Origin of the sequence: Weissella viridescens (assembly GCF_014789145.1) — a bacterium.
In the GTDB taxonomy this organism is placed as follows: domain Bacteria; phylum Bacillota; class Bacilli; order Lactobacillales; family Lactobacillaceae; genus Weissella; species Weissella viridescens.
In genome coordinates this window covers 703895-720957 of sequence record NZ_CP061835.1, presented here as the reverse complement: position 1 = coordinate 720957, position 17063 = coordinate 703895, and the positions used below count along the sequence as shown (strand labels likewise).

General features: G+C 41.3%; 18 protein-coding genes. All 18 read right to left on the bottom strand.

The features are described 5' to 3' along the window. Positions 1–133: 133 nt before the first annotated feature. The gene (locus tag IE337_RS03635) at positions 134–1834 is read right to left on the bottom strand and encodes an NFACT RNA binding domain-containing protein (protein WP_191136798.1); all 1701 of its coding nucleotides are present in this window, start codon (positions 1832–1834) and stop codon (positions 134–136) included. Next, the gene (gene ribF, locus IE337_RS03630) at positions 1824–2795 is read right to left on the bottom strand and encodes a riboflavin biosynthesis protein RibF (RefSeq protein ID WP_057744605.1); all 972 of its coding nucleotides are present in this window, start codon (positions 2793–2795) and stop codon (positions 1824–1826) included. Before ribF ends, IE337_RS03635 begins: the two co-directional genes overlap by 11 nt. Positions 2796–2821: 26 nt before the next feature. Then, the gene (gene truB, locus IE337_RS03625) at positions 2822–3733 is read right to left on the bottom strand and encodes a tRNA pseudouridine(55) synthase TruB (RefSeq protein ID WP_191136869.1); all 912 of its coding nucleotides are present in this window, start codon (positions 3731–3733) and stop codon (positions 2822–2824) included. Positions 3734–3747: 14 nt separating this feature from the next. Continuing rightward, complete coding sequence (locus IE337_RS03620) at positions 3748–4269, bottom strand: GNAT family N-acetyltransferase (protein WP_057743299.1); 522 nt, start codon at positions 4267–4269, stop codon at positions 3748–3750. A 100-nt stretch (positions 4270–4369) separates the two neighbouring features. Further along, positions 4370–4726, bottom strand: a complete 357-nt coding sequence (rbfA, locus tag IE337_RS03615) for a 30S ribosome-binding factor RbfA (protein ID WP_057743296.1) — start codon at positions 4724–4726, stop codon at positions 4370–4372. Positions 4727–4759: 33 nt separating this feature from the next. Beyond that, positions 4760–7102, bottom strand: a complete 2343-nt coding sequence (infB, locus tag IE337_RS03610) for a translation initiation factor IF-2 (RefSeq protein WP_191136797.1) — start codon at positions 7100–7102, stop codon at positions 4760–4762. Positions 7103–7113: 11 nt separating this feature from the next. Next, on the bottom strand, positions 7114–7419 hold the full coding sequence (locus tag IE337_RS03605) for a YlxQ-related RNA-binding protein (protein ID WP_057743290.1): 306 nt from the start codon (positions 7417–7419) through the stop codon (positions 7114–7116). Then, the gene (gene rnpM / locus IE337_RS03600) at positions 7412–7708 is read right to left on the bottom strand and encodes an RNase P modulator RnpM (RefSeq protein WP_057743286.1); all 297 of its coding nucleotides are present in this window, start codon (positions 7706–7708) and stop codon (positions 7412–7414) included. Before rnpM ends, IE337_RS03605 begins: the two co-directional genes overlap by 8 nt. A gap of 26 nt (positions 7709–7734) precedes the next feature. After that, positions 7735–8844 (bottom strand): transcription termination factor NusA, encoded by a 1110-nt coding sequence (gene nusA / locus IE337_RS03595; RefSeq protein ID WP_191136796.1) that lies wholly within the window; start codon positions 8842–8844, stop codon positions 7735–7737. Positions 8845–8862: 18 nt separating this feature from the next. Beyond that, positions 8863–9552 carry a ribosome maturation factor gene (locus tag IE337_RS03590; protein WP_191136795.1) on the bottom strand — a complete coding sequence of 230 codons (690 nt, stop codon included), beginning with the start codon at positions 9550–9552 and terminating at the stop codon, positions 8863–8865. Between the two features lie 150 nt (positions 9553–9702). After that, positions 9703–10884 (bottom strand): multidrug effflux MFS transporter, encoded by a 1182-nt coding sequence (locus tag IE337_RS03585; protein ID WP_191136794.1) that lies wholly within the window; start codon positions 10882–10884, stop codon positions 9703–9705. 50 nt (positions 10885–10934) lie between these two features. Beyond that, on the bottom strand, positions 10935–12332 hold the full coding sequence (gene mgtE / locus IE337_RS03580; RefSeq protein ID WP_191136793.1) for a magnesium transporter: 1398 nt from the start codon (positions 12330–12332) through the stop codon (positions 10935–10937). A 20-nt stretch (positions 12333–12352) separates the two neighbouring features. Next, positions 12353–13255, bottom strand: coding sequence for an RluA family pseudouridine synthase (locus IE337_RS03575; protein WP_227067840.1), 903 nt, complete (start codon positions 13253–13255; stop codon positions 12353–12355). Then, positions 13255–14070 (bottom strand): NAD kinase, encoded by an 816-nt coding sequence (locus IE337_RS03570; RefSeq protein ID WP_191136792.1) that lies wholly within the window; start codon positions 14068–14070, stop codon positions 13255–13257. The genes IE337_RS03575 and IE337_RS03570 overlap by 1 nt, the downstream gene beginning before the upstream one ends. Positions 14071–14082: 12 nt before the next feature. Beyond that, entirely contained in the window at positions 14083–14688 is a 606-nt protein-coding gene (locus IE337_RS03565; RefSeq protein ID WP_057743269.1) for a GTP pyrophosphokinase, read from the bottom strand. A gap of 136 nt (positions 14689–14824) precedes the next feature. Beyond that, positions 14825–15343, bottom strand: a complete 519-nt coding sequence (locus tag IE337_RS03560; protein WP_191136791.1) for a YfcE family phosphodiesterase — start codon at positions 15341–15343, stop codon at positions 14825–14827. Then, positions 15343–15942: an XTP/dITP diphosphatase gene (locus tag IE337_RS03555; protein ID WP_057743262.1), complete on the bottom strand. Its 600-nt coding sequence runs from the start codon at positions 15940–15942 to the stop codon at positions 15343–15345. The genes IE337_RS03560 and IE337_RS03555 overlap by 1 nt, the downstream gene beginning before the upstream one ends. Before the next feature lie 4 nt (positions 15943–15946). Next, positions 15947–16789 carry a glutamate racemase gene (gene murI, locus IE337_RS03550; RefSeq protein ID WP_057743259.1) on the bottom strand — a complete coding sequence of 281 codons (843 nt, stop codon included), beginning with the start codon at positions 16787–16789 and terminating at the stop codon, positions 15947–15949. Positions 16790–17063: the final 274 nt, after the last annotated feature.

The window sequence follows — 17063 nt, the reverse complement described above, 5'->3', positions numbered from 1 at the left end:
TATAACTTATCAAATTCATGCCACATTTGCTAACGCAAGCGTATCATATCCAACGTTCATCAGAACAAACGCGATTGGTTCCTAATTAATTTTTAATAAATTAAAAGAGCCGTTCTCTCGAACGACTCATAATTTAAGCTTCAGGTTTTTTTCGTAATTTCTGAACAGTTGTATATGATGGCGTAACAGTCATTGTTGTTTGTCCCTCAAATATGACAAAACCTGGTTTTGATCCGTTGGGCTTACGTAAACGACGAACCGGTAAATAATCCACTGGGACGTTAGCTGAATCACGTGCCTTCGAGAAGTAAGCAGCAAGTTGCGCACCTTCGGTTAATGTTTGTTCACTTGGCTCAGACGAATGAATGATAACGTGTGACCCAGGAATATCTTTGGTATGCATCCAGATATCTGATTTATTTGCGGTCTTCATAGATAAGCGCTCATTCTGAAGATTGTTTTTACCAACTTCAATTTGCGTTCCGTCACTTGCGTAGAAAATTTCTGGTTGGCTCACTTGTGCTTTTTGCTTTTTCTTACTTTGCACACGTAGATAACCTTCTTGAATTAATTCCTGACGAATTTCTTCAATATCCTTGGGACTTGCAATATCAACTTGAGCTTGCAAATTCTCAAAGTAATCAACTTCCTTCTGTGCCAAGGCAATCTGTTCATTTAAATATTTCACAGATGCTTTTAGCTTATTATAACGGGTAAAATAACGTTGTGCATTCTGTGAAGGACTTAATTGGTTCGACAACTGTATTTGCATGGGCTTATTATCGTCATAATAATTTGGCAATTCAATATCAGTCATCCCACGCTCAATCTGATGCATATATGTCGTTAAGAGTTCTCCCTTGACCTTATACTCATCAGCATGATCAGCTTGGGCTAACTCAGCTTGTTGCTTTTTTATCTTCGTTTTATTTTTCTTAAGTTCATTATGAATAACCCGGAGGACAACCCCGGCCTGTTGTTGGACACGATCACGTTCAGACTTTCCTTCATAATAAGCATCTAACAATTCACTTAAGGTTGCAAATTCAGTCGTCTCCCCAGTTACTGTTTGCCAAGGGAATGGGACATACTGGAGTCCCTTTTGTGTATCAACCAAGGTGGGATTAGGCTGATTAAAGTGATCGAACCATGATTGCGCATGCGCCATGGCGTCCCCGTCATTTTGAACGACTGCTGCCAATTCGTGCGCAGAATCACGAGCAAAACCTTGGAAGTGGCTTTGAATTTGCTTAGCTAGTTCGTTTGGTTCACGATAATCTAGAATTAGATTGGCCAAACCATCTAGACTTTGGTATGGATTCAAAACATCTTGCTTGGGTGGTTGGACATAAGTCCCACCTGGCATTAAAGTTCGAACACGATTTTGATCTGCAGGGACGTGTTTAATCAAATCAATGATTTTCTGGCTGGCTTCATCAACCAAAAACAAGTTAGAATGCCGTCCCATCATTTCAAGAATCAAAACCGTACGGTCTTCATCCCCTAACTCATTTCTTCCAGAAATCACAAAGCGCATGATACGGTCATTTTCAACCTGCTCAATGCGCAACAACTGTGCCCCCTCCAAATGCTTACGAAGCATCATGGCAAAGTTAGGTGCCGTTTGGGGATTTTTGTATTTAATTTGTGAAATTTGCGCCCGTGCAAACATGGGGTGAGCACTCAACAAAAGAGGATAATTCTTTCGATTATTACGCACCACCAGAAAAACTTCATTTGGATAGGGTTGGTGGATCTTCATGATGCGTCCACCCGCCAACGTATCGTTTAATTCTTTTGTCATTGCATGGGTAAATAGTCCATCAAATGCCATCTATTCCTGCCTCATTACTCTCTTTTACATTAAAATAGTCGCGAATCGTCGCCTCGTCATGAGCAAGTTGTGTCTGCAATGTCTCCATCCCAGAGAATTTCACTTCACCACGAACATAATGGTGCCATTGCACTTGTACCGCCTCACCATATATATTTTGGCTGAAATCAAATAGATTGATTTCAACTGTTTTAGGTCGGTTTTCGCCAAAGGTTACATTATAACCAATGGACGCCATCCCGGGATACCACGTATCACCAATTTTAAGTGAAACCGCATAGACGCCTACGCCTGGTAAACGCTGATCAATGGGAGTTTCAATATTCGCTGTTGGATAACCCATTTCACGTCCCCGAGCCTCACCATGTACCACAACCCCACTGGTTTGATATGGGCATGCTAAGAATGTTTGTAACGTGTCAACATCACCCGAATCAACCAGTTTCCGTAAATAGCTTGAAGCACTTTCTTGCCCAAGTCGTTCAATTTTTGGTACCTCAAATACATCAAATCGACCACTAGCATACTCACTTAAGTGGGCCATGTCAGCTAAATCTGCGTCAGCACCATAGGTATGATCAAAGCCAGCTACTGCCACTCGCGTCCCAAGTCCTACAATATATTTGTCCACAAAAGCTTGCGGTGTTTGAGCTGCAAAAGCCGCCGTAAAGTTTACCACATACGTCATATCAACACCCAAATCTCGCAATAAATCAAGCTTGCGATTCAAGGGTGTTAAATAACGCAATGGTTGATCATGCGCTTCAAAGACGACTGAAGCATGTTGATCATATGTGAGTACTGCTAAGGGTAATTCTAAATGGTCTGCAATTTTACGCGCCTCCTGAATCACCGCTTGATGACCCAAATGCATGCCATCAAAAAAACCCATCGCTAAAACTTTTGGCGTTTGGTCAACTAATTTTTCATCAAATGGATGATGTAACTGATATACTTCCATGCGCTTAACCATCCTTGCTTCTTTACTTATTCATTTTTAAACGTCCGATATGGTCGATATTGTTGCTTGCGATCAGACCATTCAAAAACTGATTTCACTTCACGATTATGTGTAATAACAATTCTTTCTGATTTTTTGGGATATAAATCCGCAGGTAATCCGACACCGTTCTTGACGAACTGCCAAATATCATCCGGTAAAGCCACACTTGGGTATTGTGCAACCGCTCGATCAATTGGGAGTAACCAATCATCGATATTTCCCGTTTTTTCCATTTCCGTAGCAACATCCGCTAAAGAGTGACTTTCTGCCAGCGTAAACCCTCCTGCTGATTGACGAGTCAACTGGCTCATGACAGATGGCAATGCAAATTGTTTCCCAAAATCAACAGCTAGCGTTCGAATGTAAGTCCCTTTTGATACCACTGCCTTAAAAGCAAACGTTTGTGTCTGCGTCATTGCATCAAAGATTGGTTCGCTCGTTCGCTTGAATTCATAAATAGTTGCATCACGCTTTGGGCGCTCAACAGTTTCACCGGCACGTGCGTAGTCATATAGACGACGCCCATTCACTTTTACCGCTGAAAACATGGGCGGAATTTGGATAATATCACCTTCAAGTTTTGCTAGCCCCTGGTCAATCATCTCAACTGATAAAGGATCTAATTGTGTCACTTCTTCCACAACTTCGCCATCAAGATCCTCAGTAGTTGTTGAAAATCCCAGAGTAATCGTTCCTGTGTAAACTTTACCGGCATCCTGTAAGAATTCAATACTTTTTGTCGCTTTACCAATGGCGATTGGTAATACACCATCAACATTTGGGTCAAGCGTTCCTGCATGTCCGACTTTTTTTGTATGTAAGATTTTTCTTAATTTAAAGACAACATCATGGGACGTCATGCCAGTTTCTTTGTATATTGGGAGAATTCCTTCCATCATGCGTACCTCAACTATTGTTCTTTCGCTTTTGCTTCAATTTCTTTAAAACTGCTCCAAACCATCCCCATCATATAGCTATCATGGTATCGGCCATTTGCATAAAATTGTTCTTTAAGGGTTCCTTCCATTTCGAAACCAATTTTCTTGTAAATGTGTACAGCAGCTGTATTTTCGACATCAACATACAAATAAACCTTGTGCATGTTAATCACATTAAAGGCATATTCCAAACCAGCACGCATGGCTTCTTGTGCTAATCCCTGCCCTTGAAATTTTTCTTCAACGATAATTTGAATTTCTGTGTTTCGATGCAAGTTGTCAATATAAACTAATTCAACAACGCCAGCGAATTCATCATTCACATCAATTACAAAGCGACGTTCAGCTTGATCTAAAACGTGCTTGTCATACAGGATTTCTAGTTCATCAAATGATGTATAGGGTTCTTCAAACCAAAGGGCCATAACCCGACGTGCGTTTTCTTGCTTATAAATGTATGGTAAATCTCTTTTTTCTAATGGACGTAATTGCATGTCTTATTCCCTTTTTTAAACGTTTTTCTAGTTCTTTCAATTGTATCAAAATTCATGAGCGCATACAAAAAAGGTTCGGAATTAACCGAACCTTTTATATTTAATCTTGTTGGTCTAGTTGACGAATCAATTCATCAATATGATTTCCATATTGAATTGAGTCATCTTTCTTGAAGATTAATTCTGGCGTTTTGTAAATCGTTAAACGACTACCCAACTCCTTGCGAATTAAACCAGTTGCCGCATCCAATCCTTCAGCAGCCTTTTTATTAACAGATGCTAAATCTGATAATAGGCTGTAATAAATTGTCGCTTGTTGCAAATCACCGGTCACTTCAACACCTGTTACAGTCACACCTTGAACACGAGGATCGCGGACGCGCTTTAACAAAATGTCATTAACTTCGCGTTGAATCTCTTGTTCTAAACGACCAACACGGAAATTTTGTTGTCCCATCATTGAACTCCTCTATGGATGTTATCAGTTAGATTAACGCTTGATTTCAACCATTTCGTAGGCTTCAATCACATCACCAATCTTTTCATCGTTGTAGTTTTCAATCGTCAAACCGAAGTCGTAACCATTCTTAACTTCCTTAACGTCGTCCTTATAACGACGAAGTGAGTTAAGCTTACCTTCGAAGATAACAATACCATCACGAATCAAACGAACTGATGATTCACTTGTAATCTTACCAGAAGTTACCATACCACCAACGATTGTTCCAACCTTAGAAACCTTGAACAATTCACGAACGTCAGCAGTACCGACAATTTCTTCCTTGTATTCAGGATCGAGTTGACCCTTCATGGCTGCTTCAATTTCATCAATTACGTTATAAATAACATTGTGTAGACGAATATCGACATCGGCCGCATCAGCTTGAGCCTTTGCTTGAGGTGTTGGACGTACATTGAACCCAATGATAATCGCACCAGAAGCTTCAGCAAGTGTTACGTCAGATTCATTAATCGCACCTACGGCTGTGTGAATAATATCAACCTTAACACCGTCAACATCAATCTTTTGAAGTGAGCCAGCCAATGCTTCGACAGAACCTTGCACGTCAGCCTTAATGATAACAGGCACAGACTTCATGTTTTCTTCAGCCATCTTGTTGAACAAGTCGTTAACTGAAACAACATTATTACGGTTACGATCTTCAAGCAAAGCACGCTTTGAACGTTCCTCACCCGCGGCACGCGCCGTCTTTTCATCTTCAAAGACCACAAAACGGTCTCCTGCAGATGGCACTTCATTCAACCCAGTAATTTCAACTGGTGTTGACGGAATGGCAGCCTTAATACGACGACCACGATCGTTTGTCATTGTACGAACACGACCATATGTGTTACCCACAACGATTGGATCTCCAATGTGCATCGTTCCTTGTTGAACAAGCACTGTGGCAACGGGTCCACGTCCCTTGTCCAAACGCGCTTCAACGACTGATCCAGCAGCACGTTGATCAGGGTTGGCCTTCAAGTCCATAACATCAGCTGTCAAAAGGACCATTTCAAGCAATTCATCGATGTTCTCACCGTACTTGGCAGAAATCTTAACAAAGATTGTATCTCCACCAAATTCTTCAGGGATCAATTCGTATTGCATCAATTGATTGATAACATTGTCAGGATTTGCTCCTGGCTTATCAATTTTATTAACTGCAACGATAATTGGTGTTCCAGCAGCTTTCGCGTGATGGATTGCTTCAACCGTTTGTGGCATAACGCCATCATCAGCTGCAACAACTAAGATGGTAATATCAGTCACATTGGCACCACGTGCACGCATTTCAGTAAAGGCCGCGTGTCCAGGTGTATCCAAGAATGTAATTTCACGATCATCTTCAGTCTTAACTTGATAAGCACCGATGTGTTGTGTGATTCCACCAGCTTCACCGTCAGTCACGTGCGTGTTACGTAGGTAGTCCAACAATGTTGTCTTACCGTGGTCAACGTGTCCCATGATTGTGACAACAGGTGCACGTGGTTGTAGGTTTTCATCATTGTTTGCTTCTTCTTCGAAGATCTTATCGATATCAGAATGATCGACTTCAACCTTCTCTTTAGCTTCAATACCGTAATCAGTTGCAAGCAATTCGATGGTATCGCCATCCAAACTTTGGTTTTGGTTAACCATAACGCCAAGCATAAACAACTTCTTAATAATTTCAGTTGCATCACGGTGAATTAACTTTGCGATATCTTGAACGTTCATACCAACTGTATAGTTCAATACTTCTGGTAATGGTTGTTCCTTACGTTGTGGAGCTGCTGGACGTGGCTCATTATTACGTTGGTTATTACGGTTTTGACCACGCTTGCCCTTCTTACCACCACGATTGTTGTTATTCCAACCACCATTACGGTTTTGACCTTGTCCGCCGCGGTTTTGGCCTTGACCACCACGATTTTGACCTTGTCCGCCACGGTTTTGACCTTGGCCACCTTGTGGACGTTGGCTATTGTTGTTTTGTGAACGTTGGCCACCGTTTGAATGGCTTTGCGTGTTGTTAGTAGCAGGCTTCTTCGTCTCGTGACGTTGTGCTTGACCACCATTGCTTTGCTTTGCTTCAGGCTTTGCTTCAGCCTTTTTTGCAGGCGCTGTAGATTTAGCTTGTGCCTTAGCTGCTGCAGGCTTAGCATCCGTCTTGGCCGCTTTTTGATTTGATGGGTTCTTTTGAACACGTTGCTTCAAATCTTTTTCTTGATTGTCATTAATTGTTGACATGTGGTTCTTAACATCGAAACCAGCTGATTCAGCCGCTGATACTAAGTCCTTTGATGAAACATTTAATTCCTTTGCCAACTCATAAATTCGCTTGGTCATGTGCCATCCTCCTATTGTTCTAAGTATTGTCGCATTTTCTTTGCAAAACCACGATTGGCTACGGCTAACACTGTCCGAGGCATCCCCGTTGCATCAGCTAATTGCGCCTTTGAAAAGCGTGTACACATGGGTACATCATAACTTGTGGTTTTGTCTGTAAACTTTTTTAAAGTACTTGGACCACCGTCACTGGCGAAAAACACCAATGAAGCCTTACCGTTCCGAATCGCCTTTAAGGCCATATCTTCACCAGCTTCAAGCTTTCCAGCCCGCCGTGCTAGTCCTAATAAATTCAATATTTTTTGGTCGTTATTCATCGCCAAATAGCTCCCGTCGAGCTGCTTGATGGTCGACGTATGCAATCAATTCATCATAAAAATCATCTGGTAACTTAACACCAAATGCACGATCAAAAGTCCGCTTTTTTTTGGCCTGTTGGGCAACGTCAACATCTAATTTGATGTATGCGCCACGCCCATTTGCTCGGCTCGTCGGGTCTAGTTCAACTTCACCCTCCGGCGTCTTCACAATTCGAACTAGGTCAGGCTTTGGGACCATTTCACCGGTTACGATATCTTTTCGCATTGGAATTTTACGTTGCCGCATTGCACGTTCCTCCTTATGCTACCAACTTACTCTTCTTCAAAAGCATCAACGACTTCTTCAACCGCTGGCGTTGGATTCTCTAGTTCAGCCATCACAGCATCACGTTCACTTTCAGGCTTAATGTCAATCTTGAAGTTCGTTAAGCGCGCTGCCAAACGTGCATTTTGACCACGCTTACCAATTGCCAATGATAATTGATAATCAGGTACCAAAACTGTTACAGCACGTTCATTTTCAGGATCAAAAATCACATCAACAACTTCAGCTGGGTTCAAGGCATTCTTAATGAATTCAACTGGGTCTTCAGTCCATTCAACGATATCCATGTTTTCACCAGATAATTCGTTCACAATTGCTTGAACACGGGCACCACGTTGACCAACCATTGTTCCAACAGCATCTAGGTTTTCGTTGTGTGAGTAGACAGCAATCTTAGAACGATCACCAGCTTCACGCGCAATTGATTTGATTTCAACTGTACCATCGTAAACTTCAGGTACTTCAGATTCAAATAAACGCTTAACTAAGTCAGGGTGTGTACGAGACACAAAGACTTGTGGTCCTTTAGCTTCATTTTTAACATCAGAAACAAGTACCTTAATATGATCACCCATTTGGTATTTTTCATTTGGCATTTGATCTTCGGGCTTCATCGCTGCTTCTTGTTGACCAGGCAAAATCACATAAAGGAAACGTGAATCCTCGCGTTCAACTTCACCAGTGATAATTTCATCCTTATAAGTAATGAAGTTATCGTAGATGTTACCACGTTCAGCTTCACGAACCTTTTGCATGATGATTTGCTTAGCTGTTTGCGCTGCTAGGCGCCCGAAGTCTGAAGGGGTTACTTCAAACTTAATTTCATCACCAAGTTCATAAGCCTTGTTTTTACTCAAAGCATCAGACAAGCTAACTTCTTTATTTGCATCTTCGACGTCTTCAACGACCGTTTTAACAGAATAAACCTTGATGTTTCCCTTTTTTTGATCAAAAGTCACTTCAACATTATCTGCATCATCGTAATTTTTTTCATACGCCTTCTTCAAGGCTTCTTCAATGGCTTCTACTAATACATCCGCCTTAATGTTTTTCTCTTCTTCAAGGGCATTAAGGGCTGTCACCAATTCCTTACTCATTTTTCTTTCTCCACTTATCTAGAACGTATTTGTATGGCGCGCTTTTGCGACCACATCTCTTGGGATTTCAATTGTCTGACCATCTTCATCAGCAAGCACCAACACTTCAGGTGTCGCCTCAGTTAACTCACCTACAAAATCTTTTTGACCATCAATTTTCCGGTATGTCGATACTTGAACCAATTTTTCAATTGCCCAAGCAAAATCATCATCCGTCATTAAAATACGATCTTGATCAATTGACAAATGAGCACGCTTAAGTTGGTCCATTGGAATCGTTACTTGTGTTCGTTTTCCTTTTTTTCCAACGACCTCAAGTGTAATTGCCTCATCTGTTGCTGAAACAAGTGTCCCAGTTAACGTCATTTCACCATCCATTGGCGTCTTCAATTCTAACTCAACCGTTTTGTTAACAGCCCAATCAAAATCACGTGGCCGCTTTAGGTCGCGTTCTGCACCGGGTGATGAAACATCCAAGAGGTAGGCCTCTGGGAATGGATCTGGTTGGATTTCATCAACACGATCACTAATTAATTCAGTTAACATCACTAAATCATCCATATTAATGTCGCCGTCTAGACGATCGACTAAGACACGCAAAACCATATCAGCATCTTGTTTCTCGTACCGGACATCCCACAGGTCAAACCCTTGTTCAGTTAAAGCATCAGTAAGCACTGCTGCTACCTTATCAATCACTTCTGGCATTTTAAACCTCCCTTCAGTCTAAGGTTTTCTATTTTTTAAAATAAATTCCAAAAAAATGAGCGGCCGGGGCATTTCGCCCTGGCCACTCAGCTAAGAGTTTATTAATCAACAAAGTTAATCATAGCATTAAAGTGACTAGATTGCAACACTTTACGCCGGTTGCTTATACTGCATTACCGCGTAAATGCCGGCACCCAATAGTTGTACGACCACAATCACTATTACCAGTGGCACCATTGTGGTCGTTCCACCTAAACCGACCAATGGTGACATGATACCGCCCATGGCAAAACGCGTCAATCCAAGAATGCCCGAAGCAGTACCGGCATCTTGATGTTCACGGGCCATGGCAAGTGCTGTTGTCATACTGTTAATACCTCCGACAGGTGCCACAATCAAGAAGAAAGCCAAAATGGTTAACCAAATTGATTTTGGCAAAAAGAGTGACACGATCAAGAGCAACCCGCCGACCATAGAGAACATCATAAACCATTTCAGAATCTGCCAGGCTGAATATTTTTCAGCTAACTTTCCTGAAAGACTTGCCCCTAATAAAATACCAAATCCGTTTAAGGCATACACCCCCGAAAAGGCTGGTACTGATAAGCCATATAAATCTTGTAACACAAAAGACGATCCAGCAATATACGCAAATAGCGCGCTCATCATAAAGCCTTGGATCAACGTCATGGCCATAAAATAACGATTTTCAAGAATACTTTTAAATCGCCCAAATGTTTCCTTGATCGAACCATTTTGTCGGTCTAAATTCGTCTCAGGTAATTTAAAAATAATTAATAATACGATAATTAACCCTAACCCGCCTAATAACCAAAACGCACTTCTCCAGTCTGCTAACGCAATTAACACACCTCCAAGTACCGGTGCCAAAATCGGGAAAATACCGTTAATCGTTTGATTAATGGCAACATTGCGGGTTAATTGAATGCCATCAAACGAATCCGTAATCATGGCCAGCGATAAAACAATTCCTGTCGCTCCACCTAGACCTTGTATCAGACGTAAAACAATAATCATGCCAATGTTATCACTCATCGCAATACCAAACGAAGCAATCGTAAAAGCAGCAATTCCATAAATCAATGGCATCTTACGACCAAGTCTATCAGAAAGCGGTCCCACGACAACTTGTCCAATCGCTAAGCCAAACATGGCTGCCGTAATTGAGAGTTGTGTCATCGTCGCTGTTGTGTGAAGTTCTCGTTGTAAAACAGGTAGTCCTGGTAAATATAAATCCAAAGCTAGTGGACCAAAGGCACTCAAGACGCCCAAAATCATAATTTGTAATCTGGTCATATTGTTTTTTTGCATATCATTCTCCCAAATAAAAAAGGCTTATTCATAAGCCTATTTTTGCTTGGCTAAATCGCTCCAAATAGATGGATGAACAAGCCAGCGATATTAAAGTAAATTAAAACAGATGTTAAATCCGACAAAGTTGAAATGAAAGGTCCTGACGCAACAGCTGGATCAACATGGATTGCATCCATAATCAGTGGAATAAAGGCACCAGCAACGTTCGCGACAAGAATTGCAATTCCCATAGCTAAACCAACCGCTAGCCCCAAAAGCACATTATGCTTCCAAAAGGTAACAACCGTAAAAATTGTCAGACCAGCAACGATACCAATAACACATCCAATTAAAATTTCATTCAAAAGCATCTTCCATACATTCGTTGTTGATTTAAAAGCTAGCTTACGCACAGCCACCGCAAGAGATTGCGTTCCAGCATTACCGGCCGTTCCAGTAATCAACGAGATAAATACGGCAAGAATTGGTGCTGTAGCAACCAACCCGTTAAAACCATCAATCACAGAAGCGGTTCCCATTCCCAAGAAAATCAATCCAATTAACCATGGTAATCGTTTAAAGGCGGCTTTGAGTGGATTATCATCCCCACTCTCGACATCAACCCCGGCCAAACGCGAATAATCTTCCGTTGCTTCATCGCCAATAACATCAACAATATCATCGACCATGATAATTCCCAATAATTTATCATTTTCAACAACTGGTAACGAAGAAAAATTATAATCCGCCATGATATGGGCAACTTCTTCTTGGTCTTCATCTGGACCGACCGCAATCAGGTTTGTGTCCATAATGTCCTTCAATTCCAAGGAATCGTCAGCCAACATCAATGAACGCAACGAAACGACACCTACCAACTTTTCATCAGCATTTAAGACATAAATATATGTAATTTGTTCCGCTTCTTTAGCCGCAACTTTAACTGCCTGCATTGCCTCTGGAATCGTATCCGTTTCACTAATCGCGATATAATCGTGACTCATCAGCGAACCAGCAGTCTCGTCATCGTAATTCAATAACTCACGAATTGATTTAGCATCCTGCTCTGGCATCAAAGATAAGTACATCCGCAAATCATGCCCACTTAATTCCTCTAGCATGTCTACCGAATTATCTGTATACATTTGATCCAACATTTCCGCAGCATATTGCGGTGACATTTCTTTTAATAATTCATCTGGTTTAGTGTCATCATCTACTTGCATTTCATCAAAGACTTCAGCCATTTCACTTGGCGTCAACCAGTCAATAACTTGCTGACGTAATTGTGAAGGTAAATTCAGATAAAATTGACCACGATCATAGCCGTGCAAATCTGCAAAGCCATCAAGAAAGGCTTCTTTATCACCATGCTCCAAATCATTCACAAGGGCCTGAGCTTGTTCACTGATTTCATCACGTAGATCTTCAACGACTTCTTCAGCATTATTATTTTCATTTGCCATACAAACACTCCCTCTTTACCTTAAATTTCGACCTGGTATCCATCCAAGAGCTTAACCATGTCTTCAGGTAAAGCACTAGTCGTTTTACGATCTTGCTGGGCGAATGGATCATAAAAAGTCAGCGCATAGGCATGCAAGGCTTGACGTTCGATGCCGCGATCCATTGGCCCGCCGTATATTTCATCACCAACCAGTGGATGTCCAATATGACTAAAATGCACGCGGATTTGGTGTGTACGTCCAGTATGTAAGCGAACACGGACCAACGTCATGTTGCCAAAACGATGTTCAACCCAATATTCTGTCGTGGAAGCACGACCATCTTCACGCACTTCACGACGAATAAAATCACCGTCAACACGTCCAATTGGTCCTTCAATCACACCATGATCATCTGGTAAGTCGCCGTCAACAACAGCAAAGTAACGCTTATCAACTGCATGTGTTTGCAGTTGCTTATCTAATAAGCCGTGAGCAAACCGATGTTTAGCCAGTAATGCGACACCCGAAGTGAAACGATCTAATCGGGTCACCACATGTGGTACTAAGTCTTGTGACCCTGCATCCTCTAAATAACCCTTCACGCGATTGACCATCGTGTTTGAACGGTCAGCTTTACCAGGCACCGATGTCACGCCAGCCGGTTTATTAACAATTAGCCAGTTTTCATCTTCATAAAGCACGTCCAATGGCATATGTGATGATTCCACCACGTCATTAGATTGCTCTGGTGGCAACGAAATGACCACTTGTTCACCTGGTTGGATTTCGTCGACGGTGCGTACCTGCCGTCCATTGATTTCAACAGATCCACCGCCACGCTTAATGATTGAAAACATACGGTGTGAAACCCCTTGTTGGGCTAAAAATGTCTTAATTTTGAATGGGGTTTCTTCTTGATTCACCCAGCTAAATGATGCCACTATTTTTCCTCCGGACCAATAAAACTCGTTTGAATGCGTTGCCAGAAATTCATATGGCGGTATTTCGCAAACTTAATTTTAGTTGGTGCAATTTTAAATTCAATTTTTTCAATCTGTTCTGATACAAAATGGAGCGTATCATATGCGACCTGAACTGAGTCAGTTTCCGCATCTGGAGCCTTGACAGAGATTACGTCAGATGCGCCCAAAATGACCGGTGACCCTAGTGTTCGGAAGACACGATTATTAATCGATCCAATTTCTGTGAGTTGCATGGCTTCTAGGCTTGGACTGACCACAGCTCCTCCAACTGCTTTATTGTACGCTGTTGACCCACTGGGCGTTGCAATGGATAACCCATCACCACGAAAACGTTCAAAATAATCACCATTAATATCAACAATGGCAGATAACGTCCCAAATGAACGTTTAATAACGATTTCATTTAGCGCTAATATTGTTCGTTGGGTTTGGTCAGTAAAAAACAAATTTGCTTGGACAATTGGATACTCAACTGATTCTTTAGAATCGTGTACCAAACTATTAACAAGGTCATCTAACTCGAAATCTTGCCAATCTGCATAGAAACCCAAATGACCTGTATGTACACCAATAAAGCGTACATGATCTAGTTGTTGTTCATAGGCATGAAATGCTGATAAAAGGGTTCCGTCTCCGCCCACAGAAATAACAATATCAGGGTGGGCATCATCAAATATAATATCAGCATCATCTCTAGCCAAAATTTTTGTTTTTAATTCATCTACAACTTCAACAGAATGGTCATTATCGTTATGATAGATGGCAATTTTCATGATACGCCTCGCTTATGCTTTGTCTGTCTCGCTCGTTTCTAAATGAAGATGTTCGAAAATATCATCAATTTCGTTCGATAAATCAGCAGCATGTTTTAGCTGTTGCTCCATGTCTTCAGTATACACACCGTTGTATTTATAATTAATCGCATGTTCAATTGTCGCCCATACATTCATTTGCATGGTACGGATTTGAATTTCTGCCAAAACTTTGTGTTCACCGGTTATTAATTGCAATGGATATTCAATCACAATATGATATGACCGATAACCTGAAGGCTTGGCATTCGTCACATAATCACGTTCTTCCAAAATCGTCATATCTTTACGTTGACGTAATAAGTCAACTACTTTATAAATATCATCGGTAAACTGGGTCATAATACGCACGCCAGCAAGATCTTCCATATCTTTTTCTAACCGATCGTCTTCAATATGACGACGAACCATTTTCTCTTCAATCGCATCAACTGTTTTCACACGTCCAGTTACAAATTCCACCGGAGTCTGAATGCCTGCAAGATTAAATTCTGGTCGCATCCCGCGCAACTTTACTTTTAATTCATCGACAGTTTGTTGGTACGGTTGTAATCGCACAGCCCATTCTTTTTCATTCATTATCAAATATCTCCCGAGCAACTCAAATTCACTCTTTATATTGTACCAAAGATACCGCTTGCTTGTACCATGATTTAATGAAACCAAATTATTGCACTTATCCATTAAAAAAGTACCACAATCACTGTGGCACCTTTTAACGCTTGAAACTCGCCTTTAATTCTTCGACGGGCTGTTCATCACGTGTATAGAATTGAACATCAAATCGATCTGGTAACACTGAAAGAATTGCGTAGGTTCCCTTTAAATAGGCATATTGTCCACGCGGAAATGCAATTGAGCCGGGATTAATGTAAAGAATTCCATCATTCATTTCCGCCCCAAGTTGATGCGTATGCCCCGTTAAAACGACGTTCGCATTTTGTACTTGCGCCGCTGCTTCTAATTGACTAATACTACGTTCCGTGTGGTATAAATGTCCGTGAGCGATGTAGATAGAAACTTGTTGTTCCTGGTATAAACGATCATCAGGAAACATCGGATCACGGTCCATATTTCCAACAACCGGTAATAAAGTATCAAATACTTCATCATCGTGCTTTAATTCAGAATCACCAACATAAAACATCGCTTGAACTCGCCCACGATAATCAGCAACAAGTTTTTCTAAGATGCCACGATCCCCATGCGCGTCGGAAACAATTAAGTACTCCATTAGCTTTCCTCCCACCAATCATTAAAGGCTTCAGCAAATTGCTCCAGCGCTTTGCCACGGTGTGAAATTTCATTTTTTTCTGCGACAGTCAGCTCAGCCAAGGTTTTACCAAAAGCTGGATAATAAAATAATGGATCATATCCAAAGCCATCCTCGCCACGTGGTGCACGCAATATCTCTCCAGCCACTTCACCAGCAGTTACAAGTTTTTTGCCATTTGGCTTTAAGGCAACGATAACGGCGACAAACTTTGCTTGTCGTGCATCATCGGGAATCGCTTGCATCTTTTCTAACAATTTAGCATTATTAGCTGCATCATCATGATCACCAGCATAACGTGCAGAATAGATGCCAGGCTCCCCATTCAAAGCAGCAACAACTAAGCCAGCATCTTCTGCAACTACTGGTAAATCGTATGCCTGCATAATTGTTTGCGCTTTAATCAGGCTATTTTCTTCAAAAGAAGTCCCGTTTTCAATAATTTCAGGTGTATCCGTTAAATCTAGTAGCGAGAGCACTTCAATCCCTTTCGGAGCTAAGAACGCACGAAACTCTTTAATCTTTCCAGGGTTTTTAGATGCAAAAATTAGTTTTTTCAATTATCTAGTCCTCCTTCGATAAACTGAGTCCATTATCATCTGCTTCAAGATGTTTCACTGTAACAGGAATTTCTAGCCAACTTTCCGCAATCTTTTGGAAAGGTTCGATATCTCCTGTCGTAAAGTAAAGATCATCCTCATGATTAGCCATTGGATAAATACCGTGACGAGCATCATTATCATCTAATATTTGTTCAACCAAATTAATCGCTTCAGCACCTGCGTTTACCAAGGTGACTTGATCACCCATAGCCTGTTGGATTTCATTACTCAATAGTGGGAAATGTGTACATCCCAAAATTAAGGTGTCGATATCTGTTCCAATCAATTCAGCTAATTGATCTGTAACGACCGCTTGCTTTTCAGCCTCATCCGTTAAATTGGATTCGACAAGCGTTACCAAGTCCGGTGTCGCAACCTGTCGGACATCAATTCCTGGGTTACCAGCCATTAGACCATTATAATAAGCGTTTGAATCAACGGTTCCTTGGGTTGCAATCACACCAACTTCATTATTCTCCGTTGTATCTAGCGCTGATTCAACCCCAGGTTGGATAACGCCAACAACCGGAATTGGCAAATGTTCCTGTAGCAATGGTAAGCCTGCTGCAGTCGCAGTATTACAAGCAATCACTAACAATTTAATGCCGTCGTCAGTTTCGTTCAAATACTGTCCAATTTGAAGTGCAAATTTTGCAACTTCTTCTGTTCTTCTTGGACCATATGGCATCCGTAAGGTATCCCCAACATACTTCACTTGTTCGTTAGGCAATTGATAGAGCGCTTGTTTGACCGCTGTTAATCCACCAACCCCAGAGTCCATGTACCCAATCGCACGATTATCCATCAGTAACCTCTTTTCTAGCTATTGTATAATTAATTGCACCACATGTGCGAGCGCAAAAAGCGCTGTAATGATGGCCATTACGCCATACATGAAACTACCCATCTTACGTTTTTGTTTATATCTCCGATTGGATAGCCAAAGGAGTCCTATTGTTGCGAGTACGAAAAATAGAATAAATAATAATGTACCCCAAATAGGTGTATTTGTGTGTGTCATGCGTACCCTCACATCCTAAACATGCTTTTCTTCTATTATACCATTTTCAATTAAAAAA